Genomic DNA, 24,682 nt, shown 5'->3' with positions numbered 1-24,682 from the left:
CTGATCAGTCTACGGAGGACGCTCGGCGGCCCGGGCGCCGGTCTCAGGTATTGAGACCGGATTGCCGGAGTTTTCGAGACATTAACCGCATTCGGGAACTCTTCCGGACGGCTCCGCGCGGAGCGTGCCCTCGATCATGGTGACGGCCTCGCCGAGGAGCAGGACGCGGTCGCCCCGCACCCGGACGCGGACGTCGCCTCCGCGCGCCGAGGCCTGGTGGGCGCGCAGGTCCGTACGGCCGAGGCGCTCGGCCCAGAACGGCGCCAGCATGCAGTGCGCCGACCCGGTCACCGGATCCTCCGGTACGCCGACGGCCGGGGCGAAGAACCGCGAGACGAAGTCGTGGGAGGAGTCCGGCGCCGTGACGCAGATCCCCCGGGCGTCGTACCCGGAGAGCGCGGACAGGTCCGGAGCCAGCGAGCGCACGGCCCCGGTGTCGTCCAGGACCGCCAGAATGTCGTTCTGGACGTTACGCCCGGTCCAGGACGGCGTCGCGCCGAGCGCCTCGGCCAGGCCCGCGGGCGGGTCGATCTTCTCCGGCGGGCAGGCCGGGAAGTCCATCACCAGCAGGCCGCCCTCCCGCCGTACGGTCAGGACACCGCTGTGCAGGGTGCGGAAGCGGATGGGCCGGTCCGCCGGCACGGTGCCCGTTTCGTACAGCACGTGGGCGGCGGCGAGCGTCGCGTGCCCGCACAGGGCGACCTCGACCGCCGGGGTGAACCAGCGGAGTTCGAAGTCGGCGCCCGGGTCCTCGACCGGGCGCGGGAACGCGGTCTCGGACAGGTTCAGCTCCATCGCGACCCGCTGCATCCAGGCGGGGTCGGCCGGTCCCGCGAGGACGCAGACCCCCGCGGGGTTGCCGGCGAACGGCCGGCCGGTGAACGCGTCGACGACATGGATCCGCATGCCGTCACCGTACGGCTCGCCGCCTCGGAGGAGAACCGCGCTCCCCCGCAGGTCAGGCTCGCCGGGCGAAGGAGCCGGCGTCCGTCTGGTCGTCGTCCGGCTGGGGAACGGTCGTCCGGGGGGCGTTCGCGACGAAGACGCCCCAGCGTCGCGGCCGGGCCACCACCCAGCCGAGGATGAAACCGACGCACAGGCACGCGATGACGAGGAAGATGAAGTTCAGCCACATGATGGGCCTCCCAGCGGGAGAGCAAGCGGCGGTGTCGTCTTCGGCTTCGACCCGCCGGGCCGCGCGCCGCCTGCCGCGCGGACGGTCCGACGTTAACTCCGCGGCTTCCGGGGCTGTGTGCAGGTTGACGCGATCTAGCTCAAGGTGACTAGCGTCACACCACCCGGTGATAGCGCCGCCCGCCCGGACGCCACTCACGCGGGCCTCGCCCGTACACCGCCGGGGCGTTCGGACGGCGTCGCCGAGGGTCCTTCCGCGCCCGCGCCTTTACATTGTAGATCAATAAGTGAGCAGCGGAGATCGCCGAGAGGTCGTACTCTGGCGCGGTGACCGAACGGCTGCCGATCTTCCCGCTGGGGGCCGTGCTCTTTCCCGGGCTCGTCCTGCCCTTGCACGTGTTCGAGGAGCGCTACCGCCTCCTGATGAGCGATCTGCTCGCCCGCGAGGAGCCGCGCCGGTTCGGAGTGGTCTCGATCGAACTCGGCCACGAGGTCGGCCCCGGAGCCGCCCGCCGGCTCGCCCCGGTCGGCTGTACGGCCGAGATCCGCGACGTTCAGGAGCATGAGGACGGGCGGTACGACGTCGTCGCGACCGGCGGCACCCGGTTCCGCGTGGAGGACGTCGACGACTCGCTCGCGTACCTGTGCGCCGAGGTCACTCCCCTGCCGGAGGAGGACGGGCCGGGCGCGCAGGACGCGGTCGCGCCGGTGACCGACCGGTTCCGGCGCTACTGCGACCGGCTCGTCGCGCACGGCGCGCAGGTCGCCGACCTCGACGACCTGCCGGCCGAGCCGGGTCCGCTGTCCTACCTCGTGGCGGCCTCGCTGGTCCTGGACCGCACGGACAAACAGCGCCTCCTGCAGGCCGACCACGCCGCGGCGCGGCTGCGGCTGGAGTACGAACTGCTGAGGCGGGAGAATCTTCTGCTCGAGACGTTTCCGACCGTGCCGGCGTCGGAGTTCCTCGGCGGAGGCGTCAGCCCGAACTAAGGAGTCACGGCCGGTGGGATCGAAGAAGAACGGCGGCAAGGGCACGCCCGCGACGGTCGCGGCGACCCGTGCCGGGGTCGCCTTCACCCTGCATCCGTACGAGACCGGCGGCGGCGAGGAGTCCTACGGTGAGGCCGCCGCCGACGCCCTCGGCGTGCCGCGCGACCGGCTGTTCAAGACGCTCGTGACCGAGGTCGACGGCGATCTGACCGTCGCGGTTGTGCCGGTGTCGGCCACGCTCGACCTCAAGGCGCTCGCCGGCGCGGCGGGCGGCAAGCGCGCGGCCATGGCCGACCCGGCGGCGGCCGAGCGCGTGACCGGGTACGTCCGCGGCGGCATCAGCCCGCTGGGGCAGCGCAAGAGGCTCCCGACGGTCGTGGACTCCTCCGCGTCAGGGTTCTCGACGATCTATGTCTCCGCCGGGCGGCGGGGCCTGCAGATCGAACTGGCCCCCGCCGACCTGGTCACGCTGACCGGGGCCACCACCGCGGGCATCGCCCGCCGTCGCGCGTGACTCGCGCCGGGCGACGTCCAGCGCCTCGAGCAGTCCGAACACCACGATCGCGATCAGCGGCCAGGCGATCACCACGCCCACCGCGTGCAGGTCGAGCGCGCCCTTGGCCGCCGTGCCGTCGCGGGCCGTCCGCACCATGTGCTGGAAGGATGACCGCCCTATCATGCTGCCGGTCCACCAGGCGATGAGGCCGGCGGCGACGCCGCCGGCGCCGAGCGCGGCGAGGAGCCCCATCTCGCGCAGGCGTCCGGCCAGGACGTAGGCGACGACACCGCACAGCAGCCCGGCGCAGGCCGTCAGCACGGCGAACCAGCCGTCCGCGGCGATGAGCGTCTGGCTCTCCGGATCGCCGAGGAGCGCCTTGCCGCCCGCGATCACGTACGTCGTGCGCGGCGCGACCGTGGTCCACAGCAGCCCGGCGGGAACGCCGAGTACCGCGATCACGAGAGTCGCCGCCACTCCGATCCGAAGCTGGCCGGCCATCCGTACTTCCCCCCGCCTCTCGCCGATGATCGCAGCGTAGCGCCTGACCGAGGCGTGGCCCGCCGTCGCTCCACGGCGCGACGCCACGCGGCCCCCGTCCGTCACACGGGAGGGCATGGGGCTCGACCGGTCTCTGAGATAGTGTGCCCGCCATGTCTGGATTCAGCCCGGCGTTCGACCGGCTGGGAGCGGCGTACGCGGCGATCTCGGCCCAGCAGCAGGAGGCACTCGTCGACTTCCTGCCCGCCGCCGACTGGAGCGCCGACCTGGCCACCGGCACGTACACGCAGGGCGAGGTCACGCTGAAGGTCGCCCTTCTCGGCAGCTACGCCGAAGAGAACCGCAGCTGGCTGTGGGGGTGGGCGAACCCGCAGTTCGGCCCCGACCACCCGGCGGTCGTGAACCCGACGGAGATCGGGGCGCGCCTCGCCATCGCCGAACTGACCGCGCGGGAGCTGGACCTGTCCTGGTACGACGGTCCCGCGCGGAGCGGCGGCGACATCGTGGCGATGGCCGCTACCGGTCTGATCGGCTCGCCGGGCACGATCCCCGGCAGCTACGAGGGCGGCGTCGCCTACTTCGCCATCCAGGACGCCTCCGCGCCGGTGCCCGGGTGGGACTCCCTCACCGCCCCCCGGATGATCACCAGCGGACTGACGCTCTTCCCGGCCGACCACCGGCTGACGGTGGCGCGGTTCTTCAGCCACCACCGGCTGGCCTTCCGCGAGGACGAGACCTCGATCGTCGCGACGCTGCCCGAGGGCGGCGCGTGCGTGGCCCGGTTCGACGCCGAGGACCGCTTCGTCTCCCTGTCGATGGAGCTGGTCGCGCGCTGAGAGAGGCGCGTACCGGGAAAAATCGCTGGACCGTTCCGTACGGGCGGCCGTACCGTACCTGGCATGTTCGGCATGGCCGCGTTCTGCTCGCCCGCGCACCTCGATGCGCCGGGCGCCGCGACCGTGCTCTCCGACGGCCTGCGACGCTGACCCTCCTCCGCCCCGTCCTTCGAGAACCCGCGGAGGAGGGTGGCACGGCGGTCCCCTGCGCGGGACCGTCCGGGTTCTCACGTCCACTTCTTCCGACGCGAGGACACATCATGGCCAAGCGGTTGTACGAACGCGGCAAGCCGCATCTCAACATCGGCACCATGGGGCACGTCGACCACGGCAAGACCACGCTCACCGCGGCGATCACCGCGGTGCTGGCCCGGCAGGGGCTGGCGAAGGTCGTGCCGTTCGAGGGCATCGACCGGGCTCCGGAGGAGCGGGACCGCGGCATCACCATCAACATCGCGCACGTCGAGTACGAGACGCCGACCCGGCACTACGCCCACGTCGACATGCCCGGCCACGCCGACTACGTCAAGAACATGGTCACCGGCGCGGCCCAGGTCGACGGGGCGATCCTGGTCGTGTCCGCGCAGGACGGCGCGATGCCGCAGACCCGCGAGCACGTCGTGCTCGCCCGGCAGGTCGGCGTCCGTCACATCGTGGTCGCGCTCAACAAGGCGGACACGGTCGAGGACGCCGAACTCCTGGACCTGGTCGAGCTGGAGGTACGGGAGCTGCTGACCCGGTACGGGTTCCCCGGTGAGGAGATCCCGGTGGTCCGGGTGTCCGGGCTGCGGGCGCTCGAGGGCGACCCGTACTGGGTCCGGCGGATCGAGGACCTCCTCGCCGCGGTCGACGCGTACGTGCCGGTGCCGGCCCGGATCCTGGACCGGCCGTTCCTGCTGCCGATCGAGAACGTCCTGACCATCACCGGCCGCGGCACCGTCGTGACCGGGGTGGTCGAGCAGGGCACCGTCCGGCTCGGCGACCACGTCGAGGTGGTCGGCCTGGGCGCGACGGTCGCCACGGTGGCGACCGGCCTGGAGACGTTCGGCCAGACGATGGACCACGCCGAGGCCGGCGACAACACGGCCGTGCTGCTCCGCGGCGTACGGCGCGAGCAGGTGCGCCGCGGCCAGGTCGTGGCCGCGCCGGGCGCGATCCGGCCGCACACGCGGTTCCGAGCCGAGGTGTACGTGCTCGGCACGGACGAGGGCGGGCGCAGCGGCCCGTTCTTCACCGGGTACCGGCCGCAGTTCCACCTCCGGACGACGGACGTGCCGGGCGAGATCGAGCTGGGCGAGGGCGGCATGGCGCTGCCCGGCGACACGGTCACGATGACCGTGAACCTGGGCCGCGCGGTGGCGCTGGACGAGGGGCTGGGCTTCGCGATCCGCGAGGGCCGCCGCACGGTCGGCGCCGGCACCGTGACCGCCTTGCTCGCCTGAACCGGCCATGGGGGACCCCTCTTCGGCGGGGTCCCCCACGCGCCGAACACCGACGCGCGGCGGGTGGGGTGCTACAGGCCGAGGTCGTCCAGTTCCTTGAGCAGGTCCGCGCGGGAACCGGGGGTCGTCTGGCCCGCACCGGACGGGAGGGGGCGGGTGCCGCCGTCCGTGGCGGCGCGGGGGCGGCGCTCGCGGAGGATCCAGCCGCCGGCGATGCCCGCGACGAAGCCGAACAGGTGGCCCTGCCAGCTGATGCCGCGGTGCGGCAGCAGCACGGCGAACTGGTACGCGAAGCACAGCGCCATGACGAGCCCGACCACGATGTCGATCCGGTGCCGGTCGAAGAACCCGCGCACGATCACGTACCCGAAGTAGCCGAACACCACGCCGCTCGCGCCGGCCGTCACGGTGTTCGGCCCGGAGGTCAGCCAGGCGCCCATGCCGCTGACCAGCACGATCAGCACCGTGAGGCTCAGGAACTTCTTCACGCCGCGGAAGGCGGCCAGGAAGCCGAAGATGAACAGGGGCCCGGAGTTGCCCTCGATGTGCGCCCAGCTCAGGTGCAGGAACGGCGCCGTCACCACGCCCGTGAGGCCGGTGACGTCCCGCGTGTGGATGCCGTAGTGCAGGCTGAGCCGGTAGCCGTCCGCCCAGTTGACCGCCTGGACGACCCAGATGACCGCGAGCACCCCGACCATCACCCAGAACGCCCTCAGCGCCTCGGCCAGCACCGCCTCGGCGTCACCCGGCCGCCCGTCCCCGCTGCCCATCTTCACCGCGCCCCTCCGGCCGAACATGTCCTCCCCGAAAGATAGCCCCGTCGGTGACGGTCGCGCGCGTGGAAGGGAGGACGACCGGCCGGCGTGGTCGCGCCGACGGAGAGGCCGGACAGGTCACACCGCGCGCACGGGTCAGACGGTGGCGTTCCGGTGCTCGGGGAGGAGGGCTCGGCGGACGGCTTCGGCCGCCCAGTCGTCCGCGGTCTTCTCGCGGATGCGGCTGCCGAGGACCTTCCAGTCGCCCGAGGTGGCCAGCAGGACCTTGGCCAGGCCCGCCGCGGCGGAGAGGGCGCCCAGGGCGAGGGTCCGGCGGTCGGGCGCCAGGCTCGCGGTGGCGGCGTCCACCACCCGCTGGTGGGCCTCCCAGAGCGAGACGATGTCGCGCACCGGGTACCAGGTCTCGGGGAACAGGCCGTAGTTCCGGTGCTGGTCGATCTCGACCTGGCCTCCGTCGACCATCCGCGTGAGCAGGCGTTCGGTCAGGCCGGTGCCGCGCAGCCGGGTCACCCACGCGAGGGGCGTACGGGGCGTGGCCGCGATCGCGTCGAGCAGTTCGTCGAGGACGGCGTCGCCGGTCGGCGATTCACCGGACGCCACGACGCCGGGGCCCCCGGTCCGCGCGTCACCGACCGGTACGAGGACGGACCCATCGGCCCGGTCCACCGTGACGCGGCCGGTCAGGGCGAGTTCGGACAGCAACCCGCCGACCACCCCGCAGTCCATCGCGTTGGGGGCGATGCGGCACTTGCCGCGGATGTCGTGAGCAAGGAGCAGCAGTTCCTCTGCCAGCGTCTCGGGCACGTTCGGAACGCTAAACGCCCCGATTGTCGGCTCGGTGAACAGAGGGCGAAGTGTTTCAGGCGGGGTCCGCGGCCAGGGTATTGACCCGCCGTACCCGGATCGACAGCACCGCCGCGATCAGGCAGAGCGCGCCCGCGCCGTACCACGCCGCGGCGTAGTCGCCGAGCCGGTCCCGTACGACACCGGCGGCCTCGGCGGCGATCGCCGCGCCGACCTGGTGCGAGGCGAACACCCAGCCGAACACCACCGGCCCGGACATGCCGAAGTTCTCCCGGCACAGCGTGACCGTCGGCGGCACGGTCGCCACCCAGTCGAGGCCGTAGAAGATGATGAAGACCAGCATGCTGGGGTGGGTCGTCCGGGCGAACAGGCTCGGCAGGATGAGCAGCGAGCAGCCGCGCAGCGCGTAGTAGACGCCGAGCAGCACCCGCGAGTCGACGCGGTCGGTGAGCCACCCGGAGAAGATCGTTCCGACGACGTCGAAGACACCGACGAGGGCCAGCAGGCTCGCTGCCGTGGTCTCCGGCATGCCGTGGTCGTGCGCCGCGGGGATGAAGTGCGTGCCGACCAGGCCGTTGGTGGAGGCTCCGCAGATCGCGAAGCTCCCGGCGAGCAGCCAGAACACCGGTGTCCGCGCGGCCGTGTCGAGCGTGCCGAGCGCGCGCCGGGCCGCACCGGTCGACCGCACCTTCGGTATCTGCTCCGTCGCACCGTACGGGAGCATGCCGACGTCGGCGGGGTGGTCGCGCAGGAACAGGACGACGAGGGGCACGACGGCCACGGCGGCGACGCACACCGTCACCGAGGCGGACCGCCAGCCGTACGCGTGGGTCAGGTGGGCCAGGACCGGCAGGAACACCAGCTGACCGGCCGCTCCCGCCGCGGTGAGGACGCCGGTGACGATGCCGCGGCGCGCGACGAACCAGCGGCTCGTCACCGTCGCCACGAAGACCATCGCCATCGACCCGGTGCCCAGGCCGATCAGCACGCCCCAGCAGGCGATGAGCTGCCAGGGCGCGGTCATGAAGACGGTCAGCCCGCTGCCGACCGCCACGAGCAGGAGCGCGACGGAGACGACCTTGCGCATGCCGAACCGGTCCATCAGCGCGGCCGCGAACGGCGAGGTCAGGCCGTACAGGACCAGGTTGACCGAGACGGCGGCGGAGATCGTGCCGCGCGGCCAGCCGAAGTCCTGGCTCAGCGGGTCGATGAGCACCCCGGGGGTGGCGCGGAATCCGGCGGCGCCCACGAGGGCCACGAGCGCGACCGCCGCCACGATCCAGGCACGGTGCAGACGCGGGCGAGTCTTGGGCGGTGTGTCGGGGATTGTCGCAGTCACACGATGATCCTGGTGGAGGCGGCGTTCGCCGGGCGAGTGGCCCGAGAGCCATCATCTGAAATAATCGGGCCATGATCCACCATGAGATCGCCGTCCTCGCGCTGAACGACGTCGTGGCGTTCGACCTCGGCGTGCCGACGCAGATCTTCGGCGCGGCCCGTGACGACGACGAGCGGCGGCTCTATCGCGTACGCGTCTGCACGCCGGACGGCGCGCCGGTCCGTACGTCGGGCGGGTTCCTGGTCCAGCCCGGCGAAGGACCGGAGGTGCTGGCCGAGGCCGACACGGTGGTCGTGGCCGGCATCCATGGGGGCGCGCCGATGACGGAGGGCCGGCTGGAGCCCGTCGTGGCCGAGGCCCTGGCCCGGCGGCGCCCGGACGCGCGGCTGATGTCGATCTGCACGGGCGCGTTCGTGCTCGCGGCGGCGGGCGTCCTCGACGGCCGCCGCGCCGCGACGCACTGGTACCACGCCGACCGGTTCCGTGCGCTCTATCCCAAGGTGCGCCTGGACGCCGACGTGCTGTTCGTCGACGACGGCGACGTGCTCACCTCGGCGGGCGTCGGCGCCGGCATCGACCTCTGCCTGCACGTGGTCCGCCGCGACCACGGTACGGAGGTGGCCAACCGCGCCGCGCGGCGCTCGGTGGTGCCGCCGTGGCGCGAGGGCGGGCAGTCCCAGTTCATCGAACGCCCGCTGCCCGACCCGACCGGCACGTCGACCGCCGCCACCCGCGCCTGGGCACTGGGCCACCTGGACGAACCCCTGAGCCTGACCCGGCTGGCCCGGCAGGCGGGCATGAGCGTACGGACGTTCACGCGCCGGTTCCGCGAGGAGACGGGGGTCAGCCCGGCGCAGTGGCTGCTGGGCCGGCGGGTGGAGGAGGCACGGCGCCTGCTGGAGACGACGGACCTGCCGATCGACCGTGTCGCCGCCCGCGCCGGCTTCGGCACGGCGACGTCGATGCGCCAGCACCTGCACGCGGCCGTGGGCGTCTCCCCGACCGCCTACCGCCGGACGTTCGGCCGTACGGGCGGATAACCCGTTGGTGGGGCGGGGACCGATCCGTTACAACGGACGTCATGCTCCGCAAATACCCGAGAACCCCTCATATCGAGGGTTCTCGGCTACAGCCCGGCGACTTCGACCTGGCGGCCGTGCCGTTCGTGGAGATCGCCGGTCGGTACCTGGTCGTGGAGGAGAAGCTGGACGGGGCGAACGCCGCGATCAGTTTCTCCGCCGACGGCGGGCTGCGGCTGCAGAGCCGCGGCCACTACCTGACCGGCGGCCCGCGGGAGCGCCAGTTCGGTCCGCTGAAGGCGTGGGCGGCGACGGTCCAGCACCTGCTCTGGCCGCGGCTCGGCGACCGCTACGTCATGTACGGCGAATGGCTGTACGCCAAGCACACCGTCTTCTACGACGCGCTCCCCCACTATTTCTGCGAGTTCGACGTCCTGGACCGGCGGGAGGAGGTGTTCCTCTCGACCGAACGCCGCCGCGCACTGCTGGCCGGCACCCCGGTGGTGTCGGTGCCGGTCCTGCGCGCCGGTCCGATCGACCGGCTGGAGACGCTGACGTCGCTGGTCGGCCCGTCGACGTGCCGGACGCCGGGCTGGCGTGACGCACTGGCCGAGGCGGCCGTGGAGGGCGGCGCCGACCCCGGTCAGGTGCTGGCCGAGACCGACCTGTCGGAGGACATGGAGGGCCTCTACATCAAGGTGGAGGAGGACGGCGAGACCGTCGGCCGCTACAAGTGGGTGCGCCCGGGCTTCCTCACGGCGGTGCTCGACTCCGGCAGCCACTGGCTGGACCGGCCGATCGTGGCGAACCGCCTGACCGACCCGGAGGCGCTCTATGCCACCGTTCGATGACCTGTGCCCCGCGCCGCCGCTGTGGACCGTGCCCTGGGCGCGGATCGAGGCCGCGTTCGCGTGGGTACGGCGCATGTCCGGGGTGCCGCAGGACAAGGAACATCACGCCGAGGGTGACGTCGCCACCCACACCCGGATGGCCTGCGAGGCGCTCGCCGCGCTGCCGGAGTGGCGGGCGCGTCCGCCCGCCGAGCGGGTACGGCTGTTCGCGGCCGTGCTCCTGCACGACGCGGCCAAGCCGGACTGCACGAGCGAGGACCCCGACGGGCGGATCACCGCCCGCGGCCACTCCCGGCGTGGCGACCTGATCGCCCGGCGGGTGCTGTGGGAGCTGGGCGCCCCCGTGCCCTGGCGGGAACACGTGGCCGCGCTCGTCCGGCATCACCAGGTCCCGTTCTGGGCGCTGGAGCGGCCCGACCTGGAGCGCATCGCGTTCCGGTCGAGCCTCGTGGCGCGCAACGACGATCTCGCGATCCTGGCGACGGCCGACATCCTCGGCCGGATCTGCGGGGACGCCGCCGAGGTGCTGGAGAACATCGCCCTGTTCCGGGAGTACTGCGCCGACCAGGGCTGCCTGGACCGGCCGCGCCGGTTCCCCTCCGAGCACGCGCGCTTCTGGTACTTCCGCACCCCCGGCCGGGATCCGGGCTACGCGGCGTACGACGACACCCGGATGACCGTGACCGTCCTGTCGGGCCTGCCGGGCTCCGGCAAGGACCACTGGATCACCGAGCACGGCGCGGGGAGACCGGTGGTCGGCCTCGACGCGCTGCGCGCCGAACTCGGCGTGGACCCGGCCGGCGACCAGCGGCCGGTGGTGGACGCGGCGTACCGGCTGGCGCGGGAGCATCTGCGGGCGGGCCGGGCGTTCGTGTGGAACGCCACCAATGTGTCCCGGCAGCTGCGCGAGCGGTGCGTCGGCCTGGCGGCGGGCTACCGCGCCCGCGTCGAGCTGGTCGCGCTGGAGGCCCCGCCCCAGGTGCTGCGGAGGCGCAACCGGGAACGGCGCAACCCCGTGCCCGAGCCGGTGGTCGACCGCCTGATCGGCCGCTGGGAGACCCCGGACCCGACCGAGGCCCACACCGTCCGCTGGGTCGTCACCGGCTGAGAGACCGTCCGTGCCCCACCCGTCGCGCGGCGGCGCGTGAGGCGCGGGCGGGGGGATCCGCGGTGCGAACCGGCGGGCCCGTCCAGGGTCCACGGCATGACCGCCCTCCTCGCCTACGGGCCGTACGACCGCCACCGGCCCGGCGGTTACCGGCTGGGAGCGGGTAGGGAGATCCCATAACTGGACTGATGCCCGAGAAGCCATGCCGTACTGGGGTAGGCGAGGAGACGAGACCAACGGCCGAATGGTGAATTGCCTTCGTGCGGGAGCCCTCAGTCCATTCCGGATGGTCGGAGGATCTTGAGTACGTATGGAAGGGGTTGACTCGGTGTGGTCTTACGGTGGAAATAGTCAGCGGCACGTGACGCCGCCGGGGCGGGATGGGGGTAATGGTGCGTTGCTCGGGTGTTTGATCAGATGAGTGACGGCGCCCCCGCAGACGGGGCGCCCGGCGTGCACGGGCGGAATCCTGCGCACCCCCGCCGGTGGAAGGCGCTGGCCGTCTGCCTGATCGCCGGTTTCATCACATGGTTGGACATCAGCATCGTCAACGTGGCACTGCCCTCTATCCACATCGCGTTGCACGCCTCGACAAGCGACTTGCAGTGGGTCGTTTCCGGATACGCTTTCGCCTTCGGGCTACTACTGATACCCGCCGGACGGTTCGGCGACACACACGGCCGGCGCAACGTCTTCGTCTTCGGCATGGCGCTTTTCACATTGGCCAGCGCCGCGGCGGGAGCCGCCCCCGGAGCGGATTGGCTGATCGTGACGCGGGTCGCACAGGGGGCTGCCGCAGGTGTGACCGCTCCGCAGATCAGCGGCCTTATTCAGCAACTTTTCCGGGGGGCGGAGCGGGGACGGGCGTTCGGACTGCTAGGCGCCACGATCAGCATCTCCACGGCAGTCGGCCCACTACTCGGCGGTCTGCTCATCCAATTCAGCAGTGCAGGGGCAGGCTGGCGTCATGTCTTCCACGTCAGCATACCGATCAGTATCATCGCCATGTTCTTGGCGTACCGCTACATACCTGGACGGGAAGGCGAAAGGCGGCAACTGGAGAGCATGGATCCTGCTGGAGTATTACTGCTGGCCGCCGGCGTGTTCATCCTGCTATTGACGATCGTGGAAGGACGGGAGTGGCGGGCACAGAGCAGGTGGCTGTCGGCGCTGGCCGCCTCCGCCGTACTGGCCGGGTTCGTACGATGGGAGCGCTGGTACGGGCAGCGGCACAACCCGATAATGGACCTTTCTCTGTTCCGTAGGGCCCCCTATGCCCTTGGCGCATTGCTCGCGACGCTGTATTTCGGCGGATTCACCGCAATCTTCTTCATCGTCACCCAGCACCTCCAAGAAGGCCTACATTATTCCGCTCTACGGGCAGGTTTGGTGAGTGCGGCTTTCGCGCTGGGATCGGCGCTCAGCGCCGCACTGGGCGGTCAACTCGTCATCCGGTTCGGCCGCCCGCTCGTCGCATTCGGACTAGTGCTGGTCACGGTTGGATTGGTCGCCACCGAACCGGCCGTGCGTATCGCTCCCGGTCACAACGCCGCCTGGGTGATCGCCGGCGCGTTGTTCGTCGCAGGACTGGGAAACGGTCTGATCGTCTCGCCAAACCAGACGCTCACCTTGGCGGCGGTTCCCGTCGTGGAGGCCGGCGTTGCCGGCGGCATGCTCCAGACCGGACAGCGGATCGGCGCCTCCGTCGGCCTTGCGGCGGTGGGCTCGGCTCATGGCATTTATGGGAGGGCGTTCCAGCATGCTCTACTGGTCAACATCATGTTCGTGTTGGCCGCGCTGGCCGTGGCCCTTGTGGACGTGCTGGTGGAGCGTCGCGCCAACCGGGGATCGGACCGTCGCTGAGCGGGGAGGCTCTGGCGGGCATCCGGTCGGCGTCAGCGCCGCGCGGTCCGAGTGGGATCTGTCCGGTTATCGGCGACATGCCACCGCGTGGATGACGGCGGACCCGCGCCGAGCGTGTCAGGCAAACCACCCAAGGGTATTGATGCCCCGCCCGCGCCGCTCACGCCGTCGCGGCCTCATGACGTTGGGCGTTCGACAAAAGACCCGCTATCAAAGAAAGCCTTCCGATGTCCCGCCAGATCCCGCCACCCGTTGTCGATGGTGTCCTTCTATTCGCACGCGTAGCGGTCGGGATCATCTTCTTCGCCCACGGCTGGAACCACCTGTTCACCACGGGCATCGAGGGCACGCAACACGAGTTCAAAAGCTTGGGCGCTCCCGCCCCGTCGTTCTCCGCATGGTATGCGGGCATCGTGGAACTGATCGGTGGAGTCCTGCTGATCGTCGGCGTACTCATACCTCTCGCCGCCGTGCTGCTCTTCCTGGACATGGCCGGCGCCTTCTTCTTCGTGCATTGGCGCAAGGGCATCTACGTGTCCAACGGTGGTTACGAACTCGTTTTGGCCCTCGGCGCCGCCGCCCTGGCCCTCGGCGCGGTGGGCCCAGGACGCTACAGCATCGCGGGCCTGCTCGGCCACCTGCGAGGTGGCCGCCGTGGATAGCTCCGCCGACTTCCCAGGCGATGCGTAGGCGTGCGACGACGCCAGGATGTATCGCTGCTGACGCGCCGCCCGACGCCGTCGTTCATTTCGCGCCCCGCATTGGCGGCGAGCGCCGTGTTCGGGGACGGCGCCGATGCCGACCACGACCCGCATCCGTACCGGTCCGGGGGCTGGATGGTCCAGCGTTGGGGCGGTGGGCCCACGGGGAAGGAGAGGGAGGTGGGTAACCAGCGGCGGTCATCCGGCGAAACGCCGAAGGTCAGGGGCCTTGCCGGTGACGACATGGGGTACGACGGCAACGAGTGGTCCGGGGTCCACCCCCGGCGGATCACCCCGGATCAGTGGGAGCGGTTCGAGGGGCACATGCGGGAGATCTTCACCGCGCTCGGCATGCCGGCTGACATGGCCTCTACCGCCGACACCCCGCAGCGGTTCCTGCGCGCGCTGTATGAGGCGACCAATGGATATGAGGGGGACGAGAACCTGGTCACGGCGTTCCCGACCGAATGCCGCGGCGGCCCGGACTGCCGCATCAGCCAGGTCGTGGAGGGGCCGATTCCGTTCTTCTCCCTGTGCGAGCATCACAGCCTGCCGTTCTTCGGCGCCGCCTATGTCGGGTACGTCGCCCATGAGCACATTCTGGGGCTGTCCAAACTCACACGGCTGGTCCGGTTGTTCGCGCGCCGCTTCTCCGTGCAGGAACGCATCGGCCAGCAACTGGCGGACGCCCTTGAGCGCATCCTGGCCCCGCATGGCGTCGCCGTGTACCTGGAGGCGGTGCACCTGTGCATGCAGATGCGCGGCGTGCGCGAGATCGAGTCCAGCGCCCGCACTACGTACTGGCGCGGCATCTACGACACCGAGGACGCGCTCCGTACGGAATTCTTCGGGCTCTGCGGGCCCGCAGGCGTGACGCGTGGCCGGGCGTGACAGACCACCGGGCACTGGACCACCGCAGGCCGAGCCCTTGGTGCCGCTGTCCGAGGAACCCAGCCTGCCGCGCTGGCGCCCGCCACCGGCTCTGGCCGCCCTCTACGGCGGCGACCTGGGATTCACCGAGCCGTGCGTCTACGCCAACCTCGACGGCGTTGTCGCTCTCGGCCCCGAGCACCCCCATTCCGGCTCCACCATCAGCGGGCGGGAACCCGCCGACCGCTTCGTCATGGACCTGCGGCGGGCCTGCGCTGATGCCGTCGTCATCGGAGCCGGGACGCCGCGTGCCTCGCCCCGCCACCATTGGACGCCACAACACGTCTACCCGGCCGCCGCGAACCACTTCGCACAGTTGCGCCGAGGACGCCACCGAGCCGCCGACCCGGAACTCGCCGTGGCCACCACGCGCGGCGACCTCCCGATCAACCACCCCGGCCCCAGACAGGCGCTCTCGTCATCACCACCGCCGCAAGAGCCCAGAGCCGGCACGGTCGCCTTCCGGCGAGTTGCGCCCTCCTGACCGCCGGGCAAAGGCCCCGTGCTGTCGACGACCGACGTGCTCGACCTCATGCGTGCCCGCGGACACCGCATGCCGCTCACCGAAGGCGGCCCTCACCTGGTCGGACAACTCACAGCAGAAGACCTGCTCAATGAGCTGTTCGTGACCATCGCGCCCTCCTTGCCGACCGCGACGACATACCCCGGCCGGGCATCGCCGCGCAGGAGATCCTGCCCGCACAACATCACCCGGCGGACCTGGTCACGCCAGACGACGAAGGTCTTACCTGTTCCTGCGCTACCAGTTCCACCGCTCCCTCACCCGCTGAGCGCCCGGCCGTGCCTCAGGTCAGGCAGGCCGGGCCGAGGAGCTGCTTCAGGTCGCCCATCAGCGCCGGGGACGCGGTGACGCGGAGCTTGTCGTCGAGGCGGACGACCGTCGTGCGGGGGCCGTTCTGCAACTGGAGGTGGACCTCCGTCTGGCCCGGGTGGGTGCCCAGGACCTCCTTCAGCCGCTGCACGACCGGCGGGGTGACGCGGGTGACCGGCAGGGACACCGTCAGGGGACGGCCCGCGTCGCTGACGGTGAGATCCGGCTGGGTGACCTCCATCGCGATCAGCTTCGCGGTGTCCTCGCGCTTGTCCAGACGGGCCTTGACGACGATGATCGCGTCTTCGGCCAGGAGCGTGGAGCACAGCTGGTACGCGGACGGGAAGATCATCAGCTCGATGGCGCCCTCGAGGTCCTCCAGGACGGTCAGCGCCCACGAGTCGCCCTTCTTGGTGACCTTGCGCTGCAGGCCGGTGATCAGGCCGCCGACCGTGACGATCTGGCCGTCGGGGCGCTCGTCCGCGGTGAGGGCGGCGATGGAGCAGTCGACGTTGGCCGACAGGATGTGCTCGATGCCGAGCAGCGGGTGGTCGGAGACGTACAGGCCGAGCATCTCGCGCTCGAAGGCCAGCAGCGTCGTCTTGTCCCACTCCCCCTCCGGGATGGCGACGTCGAAGGTCGTGTCGACCACGCCGTCGTCGGCCCCGCCGAACAGGGAGTCCTGGCCGATCGCCTCGTTGCGCTTGATGTCGATGATCGCGTCGATGGCGGCCTCGTGCACCATCACCAGGCCCTTGCGCTCGTGGCCGAGGGTGTCGAAGGCGCCGGCCTTGACGAGCGACTCGACGACGCGCTTGTTGCAGACCTGCGGCGGCACCTTGCGCAGGAAGTCCTGGAAGTCGGTGAAGCGGCCCTTCTCCTTGCGGGCGGCGATGATCGCGTCGACGACGTTGCCGCCGACGTTGCGGATCGCGGTCAGGCCGAACAGGATCTCGGTGTCGCCCTTGGGGGTGAAGTCGGCGTCGGACTCGTTGACGTCGGGCGGGAGCACCTTGATGCCCATGCGGCGGCACTCGTTGAGGTAGAGCGCGCTCTTGTCCTTGTCGTCCTTGACCGAGGTCAGCAGCGCCGCCATGTACTCGGCCGCGTAGTTGGCCTTGAGGTAGGCGGTCCAGTACGAGACCAGGCCGTAGCCCGCGGTGTGCGCCTTGTTGAAGGCGTAGTCGGAGAAGGGCAGCAGGATGTCCCACAGCGCCTTGATCGCCGCGGGCGAGAAGCCGTTCTCCCTCATGCCGGACTCGAAGGTGGCGTACTGCTTGTCCAGCTCCGCCTTCTTCTTCTTGCCCATCGCGCGGCGGAGCAGGTCGGCCTGGCCGAGCGTGTAGCCCGCGACCTTCTGCGCGATCGCCATGACCTGCTCCTGATAGACGATCAGGCCGTAGGTCGTGTCGAGGATCTCCTTGAGCGGTTCCTCCAGCTCGGGGTGGATCGGCGTGATCGGCTGCTGGCCGTTCTTGCGCAGCGCGTAGTTGGTGTGGGAGTTGGCGCCCATCGGGCCGGGCCGGTAGAGCGCGAGGGCGGCGGAGATGTCCTCGAAGTTGTCGGGGCGCATCAGGCGCAGCAGCGAGCGCATGCCGCCACCGTCCAGCTGGAAGATGCCGAGCGTGTCACCGCGGGCCAGCAGCTCGTAGGCCTTCTTGTTGTCGAGCGGCAGCTCGAGCAGGTCGATGTCCTCGCCCTTGTTGAGCTTGATGGCCTTGAGACAGTCCTGCATGATCGTCAGGTTGCGCAGGCCCAGGAAGTCCATCTTCAGCAGGCCGAGCGTCTCGCAGGTCGGGTAGTCGAACTGCGTGATGATCACACCGTCGCTGTCACGGCGCATGATCGGGATGTGGTCGGTCAGCGGCTCGGCCGACATGATCACACCGGCGGCGTGCACGCCGGTCTGGCGGATCAGGCCCTCCAGGCCCTGCGCCAGATCCATGATCTGCTTGACGTCGGTCTCTTCTTCGTACAGCTTGCGCAGCTCACCGGCCTCGCCGTAGCGGGGGTGCTTCTCGTCGAAGATCCCCGACAGCGGGATGTCCTTGCCCATGACGGCGGGCGGGAACGCCTTGGAGATGCGGTCGCCGAGCGCGTACGGGAAGCCGAGGACGCGGCCGGCGTCCTTGATCGCGGCCTTCGCCTTGATGGTGCCGAAGGTGGCGATCATCGAGACCTTGTCGGCGCCCCACTTCTCGGTGACGTAGCGGATCGCGTCGGCGCGCCCACGTTCGTCGAAGTCCACGTCGATGTCGGGCATGGAGACACGGTCGGGGTTGAGGAACCGCTCGAAGATCAGTCCGTGCGGCAGCGGGTCGAGGTCGGTGATGCCCATGGCGTACGCGACCAGGGAGCCCGCCGCGGAGCCACGGCCCGGCCCGACCGCGATGCCGTTGTTCTTGGACCACATGATGAAGTCGGCGACGACGAGGAAGTAGGAGGGGAACCCCATCTGGCAGATGACGTTCATCTCGTACTCGACCTGCTTGCGGTGCTCCTCGTCCACTCCCTCGGGGAAACGCCGCTCCATGCCCTTCCAGACCTCTTTGCGGAACCACGACTCCTCGGTCTCACCCTCGGGGACCGGGAAGCGGGGCATGAGGTTGCGGTATTCGAACATCCCCGAGGAGTCGACCTTCTCGGCGACCAGCAGCGTGTTGCGGCAGCCCTCGACCCAGATGTCGGAGGTGTCGACCGCCCGCATCTCGTCGGCGGTCTTGAGGTAGTAGCCGGACCCGCTGAACTTGAAGCGGCCCGGGTCGGACAGCTGCTTGCCGGTCTGGATGCACAGCAGCGCGTCGTGCGCGGAGGCCTCGGCCTCGCGCGTGTAGTGGGAGTCGTTGGTGACGACGGGCGGGATGCCGAGCCTCTTGCTGATCTCGATGAGGCCGTCACGGACCTGCTTCTCGATGTCCAGGCCGTGGTCCATGACCTCGAGGAAGTAGTTGTCCTTGCCGAAGACCTCTTGGTATTTGGCCGCCGCGGCGAGCGCCTCGTCGAACTGGCCGAGCCGCAGCCGGGTCTGCACCTCGCCCGAGGGGCAGCCGGTGGTGGCCATCAGGCCCGCCGAGTGCTCCTGGAGCAGCTCGAAGTCCATGCGCGCCCACTTGCGCACGAACCCCTCGGTGTAGGCGCGGCTGGTGAGCTTGAAGAGGTTGTGCAGGCCCTCTTTGTCGCGGGCCCAGATGGTCTTGTGCGTGTAGTGACCGCCACCGGAGACGTCGTCGCCCTTCTGGCTGGGCTCGCCCCAGCGGACGGGCTGCTTGACGAAGCGCGAAGCGGGCGCGACATAGGCCTCGATGCCGATGATCGGCGTCACCTCGGCGGCGGTGGCCTGCTTGTAGAAGTCGTACGCGCCGTGGGTGTTGCCGTGGTCGGTCATGGCCACCGCGGGCATGCCCTGCTGGCTGACCTCGGCGAACATCTCCTTGAGACGGGCCGCCCCGTCCAGCATGGAGTACTCGGTGTGCACGTGTAGATGCACGAACGAGTCACTCATGCGCGGCGCCTCCTTAGGGCATGCGAAACCAACGCGTGCCGGGGACACGCGCCGTCGTCGCAAGGGTTGTTCGTCTCTTGGACCACCGATCGCACGGCGGTCCCATGAGACTAACGCGTCCCACCGACGAGTTCGGGACTCGACACTCAAGATGTCCGGAACGCCACGTTCGTGGGCGTGATCACATCCGTGACGGCCCGCGCACTCTCCGACGTCTTGTATGGTCAGGCGCAGATTCGGGCATCAAGCCAGTCCATGCGGACGCTGATTTCGGAGGCGGGACGTGTCGAGGACGATGGATCCCCCGGGCACGCTCGCCGGCGGCCCGGGACATGAGGGCGACGAGGACTACGCCAAGTCGCTGAGCAACCGCCAGGTCCGGATGATCGCGATCGGCGGAGCCATCGGCGTCGGGCTGTTCCTCGGCGCGGGCGGCAAGCTCGCGCAGGCCGGCCCCGGCCTGATCCTCTCGTACGCCATCTGCGGGGTCGCGGCCTTCTTCGTCATGCGGGCGCTCGGCGAGCTCGTGCTGCACCGGCCCACCGCCGGCAGCTTCGTGTCGTACGCGCGGGAGTTCATCGGCCCCTGGGCGGGCTTCGCCAGCGGCTGGCTCTACTGGCTCAACTGGGCCATGACCGGCGTCGCGGAGACGACCGCCGTGGGGATCTACGTCCACCGGTGGCTGCCCGGGGTGCCGCAGTGGATCGTCGCGCTCGCCGCCCTGGTGGTGCTGCTCACCGTGAACCTGCTGTCCGTACGGCTCTTCGGAGAGCTGGAGTTCTGGTTCTCCGTCATCAAGGTGCTGGCGATCGTCACCTTCCTGGTCGTCGGGCTCGGCCTCGTACTCACCGCCGCCGGCGTCGGGCACGAACACGCGGGCCCGGCGAACCTCACCTCACACGGCGGATTCATGCCGCGCGGGCTGCCCGTCGTCCTCATGAGCCTGCAGGCCGTCGTCTACGCCTACTCCGGCATCGAGATGGTCGGCATCGCGGCCGGGGAGACGCAGAACCCCCGCCGGGTCATGCCCCGGGCGATCAACGGGGTGATCTGGCGAATCGGCATCTTCTACGTCGGCTCGGTGATCCTGCTCGCCATGGTGCTGCCCTGGACCGCCTACAGCGCCGGGGAGAGCCCGTTCGTGACCGTCTTCTCCCGTCTCGGCGTACCCGGCGCCGGCGACATCATGAACGCCGTCGTGCTGACCGCGGCCCTGTCGTCGTGCAACTCCGGCCTGTACGCCACCGGCCGCATCCTGCGCTCCCTGTCGAGGCGCGGCGAGGCCCCGGAGTTCGCCGGCCGGATGAACCACCGGCACGTCCCGTACGGCGGGATCCTGTTCACCGCGATCGTGCTGACCCTCGGCGTCGGGCTCAACTACGCGGTGCCGAAGATGGCCTTCGACATCGCCACGTCGGCGTCCGCCCTCGGCGTCGTCGCCGTCTGGGGGACGCTGGTGTGGTGCCAGCTCCGGCTCCGCGCCGCCGCCCAGCGCGGCGAGGTCGCCCGGCCCTCCTTCCGCATGCCCGGCGCCCCGGTCACGAACTGGCTCACCCTCGCCTTCCTCGCCGTCGTGGTCGGGCTGATGCCGTTCGCCGACGAGGCGAACCAGATCGCGTTCTGGTGCCTGCCGGCGGTGGTGGCGGTGCTGTTCGCGGGCTGGCGCGTCGTACGGCGCCGGCTCACGCCGGCGACAGGTCCCGTTCCTCCGACGCCTGCAGGCCCGCCTCGATCACCGCGGTCATGATGCGGGCGATCCGATCGGCGCCGAGCCGCGGCGCGCGTACGGCCATCGCCTCGACGATCTGACGCTCCCGGTCCAGGTCGCGGCCCGCGAACCCGCCCACCGGCTTGAGCCGCTGGACCAGCCCGGCCAGCTCGGCCCGGCGGTCGAGGAGCGTGGCGAGCGCCGCGTCCACCCGGTCGATCTCGGCGCGCGCGCCGGCCACGGTGGCAGGCTCGTCGTCGGCGAGCAGCGGCGCCAGCAGGGCCGCGCGGGCCCGCGCCCCGGCCACCTGCCCGGCCTCGGCGTCCTCGCCGAGCAGCAGGCCGCGCGCCCCGGCGGACAGGGCCGCGGTGGCCAGCGCCGGGTCGGAGGACACGTCCACGTACACGGGCCGGTGGCGGCCGGCCTCCCGTACGAGGGCCAGGTCGAGGGTGTGGTGCGGCAGGTGGGTACGCGTGCCGGTCTCGCAGAGGACGACCTCGTGGTTGCCCTCGGCCACGCAGTACTCCGCGGCCGACAGCCACTCCTCCAGCGTGGCCGCGGGAGCCCGCTGGATGACGACCGGACGGCCCGTACGGGCGACCGCTCGCAGCAGCTGGAAGTCCTGCATCCAGGCCGCGCCGACCAGGACGCCGTCGGCGTGCTCGGCGATCGCGGGCAGGTCGAGGGCGGAGAACGGCTCGACGAGCAGCGGCCCGGCGTACGACCCGCGCAGCGCGGTCAGCTCGGCGGCGGCGTCCACGAGACCGTGGCGGTGGCGGAGGCTGGTCATCGCGACGTCGGGTTCGGCGGCGATCCCGGCGATGACGACGGCGTTGCCCGGGTCGATCAGGTTCATGGTGTGTCCCTCCGGGCGGCCGGTCCTCCCGGAGCCGAGCCGCCCACGCTGGTGAGTGAGAAAAGCGAAAGGCAGAGCCCCGTGGGCTCTGCCTCGTTGCCGGCTCGGGAAGGTCGTCGCGGTCAGGTCACGGCGACCGGCTCACCCGGAGCCGGCGACGTAAACGCGAAATAGCGACGATCCATGTGCCGATGGTAACCGGCCGCGCGCCTCGATCGCCATCTGCCGGACCTCGCCGTCTCACGATTCGAGATGCACGACTCGATATCCTGCTGGAATGGACCGGGAAGTGGCGAATTACCGGCAGCATCCGACGGAACCCGGCGTGGACCTGCTCAGCGCGCGCTACGTCACCCATCGCTACACCCGGCACGCGCACGCGACGTACACGTTCGGGCTGATCGAGTCGGGGGTCGAGGAGTTCGAGCACGCCGGGAGCCTGCTGCGGGCGGCGCCGGGCCAGGTGGCCCTGCTGAACCCGGAGGTGGTGCACACGGGCCAGGCGGGCGTGCCGGAAGGGTGGCGGTACCGGGTGCTGTACCCGGCCGTGGACGTGGTGCGGGAGGTCGCGGCCGAACTGGGCGCGCCCGGCGGCATGCCGTTCTTCCCGGCGACGGTCGTGGACGACCCGGCGGCGGCTCGGCTGTTTCGCTCGGTCCACGCCAGCGCGGCGCGCGGCGACGCGCTCGCGTCGTCGTCCGCGCTGCGCACCGCGCTCGCGTGGGTGCTGAGACGACACGCGGCCCGGCCGCCCCACGCGGATGACGAGGGCGCGGCGCCCTGGGCGGTGCGTGCGGCGCGCGACCTGTTGCACGAGCGGCTGGCGTCCCCGCCGTCGCTGGACGAACTCGCGGCGGCCGTGGGAAGCGGCCCGTTCGCGCTGCTGCGCGCGTTCCGCGCGGCCTACGGCCTGCCGCCGCACGCGTACCTGACGAACCTTCGCGTGCAGCGGGCCCGTGCCCTGCTGGACGCGGGCCTGCGCCCGGCCGAGGTGGCGGCCAGGGTCGGCTTCACCGACCAGGCCCACCTGACACGCCACTTCAAACGCGTCGTCGGCGTCCCACCCGGCGCCTACGCCCTCGGCCGTACCGCCTGAGCCCGGCCCGCGCCTCCCGGGCGCGCGGAGCGGCGCCGTGGGGCGAGGGGGTGCAATTTCGTTCAAGACGGTGACCCGGCCGGTTTCTAGGGTCGGGGCATGGATTCGACGACGCGGCCCGCGGTACGGGACGGGCTGGGGGTGGGATTCGCGGTCGGGCTGTCCGGGGTGGCGTTCGGGGCCGCCGCCGTGGCGGCCGGGCTCAGCGTCGCGCAGGCCTGTGCGCTGAGCCTGGTGGCGTTCTCCGGGGCCTCGCAGTTCGCGCTGATCGGCGTGGTGGCCGGTGGCGGGAACCTGATCGCCGGGGCGCTCGGCGCCGTACTGCTCGGCGGGCGCAACACCCTGTACGGCCTGCGCCTCGCCGGGACGCTGGGGGTCCGCGGCTGGCGCCGGCCGCTCACCGCGCACGTCGTCATCGACGAGACGACGGCCGTGGCCACCGCGCAGGACGGCCGCCGCGCGGCGCGGGCCGGGTTCTGGGCGACGGCGATCAGCATCTTCACGGTGTGGAACCTGATGACACTGGTGGGCGCGGTGGGCGCCTCGCAGCTGGGGAACCCGGACACGTACGGGCTGGACGTGGTGGGCCCGGCGGCGTTCCTCGCCCTGCTGTGGCCCCGCCTGCGGACCGGCGCCGCCGAGCGGCGGGTCGCCGTCCTGGCCGCGATCGTGGCGGTCGCCGCCACTCCCCTGCTGCCGCCGGGCGTCCCGGTGATGCTCTCCGCGGTGGCCGCCCTCGCCGGCGTCCCACGGCGCCGCCCACGACCGCACGACACGGGCGACTCCGCACCAGAGCCCGCCCTGACCGGCGGCCCCGGGGACGAGACGCCATGACTCCCGAGAACGCAGCACGCCCGGTCCCGCCTCGGACGAGGGAGGTCTCTTGAACGTTTGGATCGCCGTGATCGCGACCGGGTTGGGGTGCTACGGGCTCAAGCTGGCCGGGCTGGTCGTGCCGCAGCGGGTGCTGGACGACCCGCGGGTGCGGCGCTTCAGTGAGCTGGTGCCGGTCGCCCTGCTGACCGCGCTCGTCGTGGTGCAGGTGCTGGCGAGCGGCCGGACGCTCGAGCTGAACGCCCCGCGGCTGGCGGGCCTGGCCGCCGCCGTGGCCGCGCTGCTCCTGCGCGCGCCGTTCCTCGTCGTCCTCCTCTCCGCCGCCGTGCTCACGGCCGGCCTGCGCTTCCTCGGCGTCTGAGCGAGCCTCCGTCGCGGCGGGACCGGCGCGGTTCTGGCCGGGTCAGGCCAGATGTGCTTGCGGTCCCGTCGCCCGGGGTGCGCTTCGCCTTCGATGCGGCACCTCGGTGACAAGCGGCGCCCCGTCATTCTGCTAACGCGACGCACTTTGCTTTGTAGAAAACTTACCTTTGACTGCCTTGTTGACAACGTAAGTTTCCTTCTTCACCCTCGGGGGCACCCCGGCAGGCCTGCCACGTCCCGTCCCTCTCGGATTCACCGAACGGAGGCAGTCATGGGTTGCTCTAACAGCGGCGCACCCGCCTACGGCGAGATGTCGTGGTTCTGCTGTGGTGCCGCCTGGGGTCCGTGCGGCAGCGCCGGCGGCGGTGCCTGCGGAACCTGCAACTCCAGCTCCCACCAGTGCGCCTGGCCGAACGCCTCGGACGCCTGCTTCAACATCACCCGGCCCGACCAGTGCGGTGAGGGCCTGGCCCGGCGCACGTGCGGTCACGTCTTCTACGTCACCAGCCGGTGCAGCGGTTCGTGCGTCAGCGTGTCGATCGCCGACTGCGGTCCGGACACCAACTCGTTCTGCGGCGAACGGACCTGCTGCGGCTCGGCCTGCGCCAGCAACCGCCTCATCGACCTGACGCCCTCCGCGTACAGCGCGATCGCCAGTCTCTCCACCGGTCTCTCCCCCGTACGCATCGACAGCTAGCCGG

25 protein-coding genes are annotated in these 24,682 nt (G+C 71.1%); 16 read left to right on the top strand and 9 right to left on the bottom strand.

Annotation, left to right across the window (positions count from 1 at the left end; all coding sequences use genetic code 11):
• Window positions 1-81 precede the first annotated feature (81 nt).
• Both ABEA10_RS24890 and ABEA10_RS24885 read right to left on the bottom strand, forming a co-directional pair.
• Window positions 82-906, bottom strand: coding sequence for a PhzF family phenazine biosynthesis protein (locus tag ABEA10_RS24890; protein WP_345467945.1), 825 nt, complete (start codon window positions 904-906; stop codon window positions 82-84).
• 52 nt (window positions 907-958) lie between these two features.
• Window positions 959-1,135 (bottom strand): hypothetical protein, encoded by a 177-nt coding sequence (locus ABEA10_RS24885; protein WP_345467942.1) that lies wholly within the window; start codon window positions 1,133-1,135, stop codon window positions 959-961.
• Window positions 1,136-1,461: 326 nt separating this feature from the next.
• Between ABEA10_RS24885 and ABEA10_RS24880 the strand changes: the two genes are divergently transcribed.
• From ABEA10_RS24880 to tuf, 4 genes are all read left to right on the top strand, one after another.
• Complete coding sequence (locus ABEA10_RS24880) at window positions 1,462-2,124, top strand: LON peptidase substrate-binding domain-containing protein (RefSeq protein WP_345467940.1); 663 nt, start codon at window positions 1,462-1,464, stop codon at window positions 2,122-2,124.
• A gap of 13 nt (window positions 2,125-2,137) precedes the next feature.
• Complete coding sequence (ybaK, locus tag ABEA10_RS24875; RefSeq protein ID WP_345467937.1) at window positions 2,138-2,638, top strand: Cys-tRNA(Pro) deacylase; 501 nt, start codon at window positions 2,138-2,140, stop codon at window positions 2,636-2,638.
• A 635-nt stretch (window positions 2,639-3,273) separates the two neighbouring features.
• Window positions 3,274-3,957, top strand: coding sequence for a DUF6882 domain-containing protein (locus ABEA10_RS24870; protein WP_345467935.1), 684 nt, complete (start codon window positions 3,274-3,276; stop codon window positions 3,955-3,957).
• 260 nt (window positions 3,958-4,217) lie between these two features.
• Window positions 4,218-5,399 (top strand): elongation factor Tu, encoded by a 1,182-nt coding sequence (gene tuf, locus ABEA10_RS24865; protein ID WP_345467932.1) that lies wholly within the window; start codon window positions 4,218-4,220, stop codon window positions 5,397-5,399.
• A 71-nt stretch (window positions 5,400-5,470) separates the two neighbouring features.
• Here tuf and ABEA10_RS24860 read toward each other — a convergent pair whose 3' ends face one another.
• The 3 genes from ABEA10_RS24860 to ABEA10_RS24850 form a co-directional block, all read right to left on the bottom strand.
• Entirely contained in the window at window positions 5,471-6,196 is a 726-nt protein-coding gene (locus ABEA10_RS24860; RefSeq protein ID WP_345467930.1) for a rhomboid family intramembrane serine protease, read from the bottom strand.
• Window positions 6,197-6,310: 114 nt separating this feature from the next.
• Window positions 6,311-6,979, bottom strand: coding sequence for a GOLPH3/VPS74 family protein (locus tag ABEA10_RS24855; protein ID WP_345467927.1), 669 nt, complete (start codon window positions 6,977-6,979; stop codon window positions 6,311-6,313).
• A 55-nt stretch (window positions 6,980-7,034) separates the two neighbouring features.
• Complete coding sequence (locus ABEA10_RS24850) at window positions 7,035-8,318, bottom strand: MFS transporter (protein ID WP_345467925.1); 1,284 nt, start codon at window positions 8,316-8,318, stop codon at window positions 7,035-7,037.
• 71 nt (window positions 8,319-8,389) lie between these two features.
• Here ABEA10_RS24850 and ABEA10_RS24845 point away from each other — a divergent pair, with 71 nt between their 5' ends.
• The 8 genes from ABEA10_RS24845 (at window position 8,390) to ABEA10_RS51260 (ending at window position 15,661) form a co-directional block, all read left to right on the top strand.
• Window positions 8,390-9,358, top strand: coding sequence for a GlxA family transcriptional regulator (locus ABEA10_RS24845; protein WP_345467923.1), 969 nt, complete (start codon window positions 8,390-8,392; stop codon window positions 9,356-9,358).
• A 41-nt stretch (window positions 9,359-9,399) separates the two neighbouring features.
• Window positions 9,400-10,188: an RNA ligase family protein gene (locus tag ABEA10_RS24840; protein WP_345467921.1), complete on the top strand. Its 789-nt coding sequence runs from the start codon at window positions 9,400-9,402 to the stop codon at window positions 10,186-10,188.
• Window positions 10,172-11,296: an AAA family ATPase gene (locus ABEA10_RS24835; protein WP_345467918.1), complete on the top strand. Its 1,125-nt coding sequence runs from the start codon at window positions 10,172-10,174 to the stop codon at window positions 11,294-11,296. Before ABEA10_RS24840 ends, ABEA10_RS24835 begins: the two co-directional genes overlap by 17 nt.
• A gap of 417 nt (window positions 11,297-11,713) precedes the next feature.
• Window positions 11,714-13,159 carry an MFS transporter gene (locus ABEA10_RS24830; protein ID WP_345467916.1) on the top strand — a complete coding sequence of 482 codons (1,446 nt, stop codon included), beginning with the start codon at window positions 11,714-11,716 and terminating at the stop codon, window positions 13,157-13,159.
• A 227-nt stretch (window positions 13,160-13,386) separates the two neighbouring features.
• Entirely contained in the window at window positions 13,387-13,821 is a 435-nt protein-coding gene (locus ABEA10_RS24825) for a DoxX family protein (RefSeq protein WP_345467913.1), read from the top strand.
• A 30-nt stretch (window positions 13,822-13,851) separates the two neighbouring features.
• On the top strand, window positions 13,852-14,751 hold the full coding sequence (gene folE / locus ABEA10_RS24820; protein ID WP_425550956.1) for a GTP cyclohydrolase I: 900 nt from the start codon (window positions 13,852-13,854) through the stop codon (window positions 14,749-14,751).
• A 40-nt stretch (window positions 14,752-14,791) separates the two neighbouring features.
• Entirely contained in the window at window positions 14,792-15,274 is a 483-nt protein-coding gene (locus ABEA10_RS24815; RefSeq protein WP_345467910.1) for a dihydrofolate reductase family protein, read from the top strand.
• Window positions 15,275-15,292: 18 nt separating this feature from the next.
• The gene (locus ABEA10_RS51260) at window positions 15,293-15,661 is read left to right on the top strand and encodes a dihydrofolate reductase family protein (RefSeq protein ID WP_425550955.1); all 369 of its coding nucleotides are present in this window, start codon (window positions 15,293-15,295) and stop codon (window positions 15,659-15,661) included.
• On the opposite strand, the gene dnaE is transcribed toward ABEA10_RS51260, so the two are convergent.
• Window positions 15,597-19,124: a DNA polymerase III subunit alpha gene (dnaE, locus tag ABEA10_RS24810; RefSeq protein WP_345467907.1), complete on the bottom strand. Its 3,528-nt coding sequence runs from the start codon at window positions 19,122-19,124 to the stop codon at window positions 15,597-15,599. The genes ABEA10_RS51260 and dnaE overlap by 65 nt on opposite strands.
• A 283-nt stretch (window positions 19,125-19,407) precedes the next feature.
• Here dnaE and ABEA10_RS24805 point away from each other — a divergent pair, with 283 nt between their 5' ends.
• Window positions 19,408-20,871: an amino acid permease gene (locus ABEA10_RS24805; protein WP_345467905.1), complete on the top strand. Its 1,464-nt coding sequence runs from the start codon at window positions 19,408-19,410 to the stop codon at window positions 20,869-20,871.
• On the opposite strand, the gene ABEA10_RS51255 is transcribed toward ABEA10_RS24805, so the two are convergent.
• On the bottom strand, window positions 20,807-21,688 hold the full coding sequence (locus ABEA10_RS51255; RefSeq protein WP_425550954.1) for a chorismate mutase: 882 nt from the start codon (window positions 21,686-21,688) through the stop codon (window positions 20,807-20,809). The two genes, ABEA10_RS24805 and ABEA10_RS51255, sit on opposite strands and share 65 nt — an antisense overlap.
• A 277-nt stretch (window positions 21,689-21,965) precedes the next feature.
• Here ABEA10_RS51255 and ABEA10_RS24790 point away from each other — a divergent pair, with 277 nt between their 5' ends.
• From ABEA10_RS24790 to ABEA10_RS24780, 3 genes are all read left to right on the top strand, one after another.
• Complete coding sequence (locus tag ABEA10_RS24790) at window positions 21,966-22,784, top strand: AraC family transcriptional regulator (protein ID WP_345467902.1); 819 nt, start codon at window positions 21,966-21,968, stop codon at window positions 22,782-22,784.
• A 99-nt stretch (window positions 22,785-22,883) separates the two neighbouring features.
• Window positions 22,884-23,618, top strand: a complete 735-nt coding sequence (locus ABEA10_RS24785) for an AzlC family ABC transporter permease (RefSeq protein ID WP_345467900.1) — start codon at window positions 22,884-22,886, stop codon at window positions 23,616-23,618.
• 49 nt (window positions 23,619-23,667) lie between these two features.
• The gene (locus ABEA10_RS24780) at window positions 23,668-23,979 is read left to right on the top strand and encodes an AzlD domain-containing protein (protein WP_345467898.1); all 312 of its coding nucleotides are present in this window, start codon (window positions 23,668-23,670) and stop codon (window positions 23,977-23,979) included.
• Between the two features lie 302 nt (window positions 23,980-24,281).
• On the opposite strand, the gene ABEA10_RS24775 is transcribed toward ABEA10_RS24780, so the two are convergent.
• Together ABEA10_RS24775 and ABEA10_RS24770 are read right to left on the bottom strand one after the other, a co-directional pair.
• Window positions 24,282-24,461 carry a hypothetical protein gene (locus ABEA10_RS24775; protein WP_345467896.1) on the bottom strand — a complete coding sequence of 60 codons (180 nt, stop codon included), beginning with the start codon at window positions 24,459-24,461 and terminating at the stop codon, window positions 24,282-24,284.
• 15 nt (window positions 24,462-24,476) lie between these two features.
• Entirely contained in the window at window positions 24,477-24,647 is a 171-nt protein-coding gene (locus tag ABEA10_RS24770) for a hypothetical protein (RefSeq protein WP_345467893.1), read from the bottom strand.
• Between the last annotated feature and the right edge of the window lie 35 nt (window positions 24,648-24,682).

The sequence above is a fragment of the Actinoallomurus oryzae genome (assembly GCF_039541955.1).
Lineage (GTDB): Bacteria > Actinomycetota > Actinomycetes > Streptosporangiales > Streptosporangiaceae > Actinoallomurus > Actinoallomurus oryzae.
This window is presented reverse-complemented; position numbering and strand designations above follow the sequence as displayed.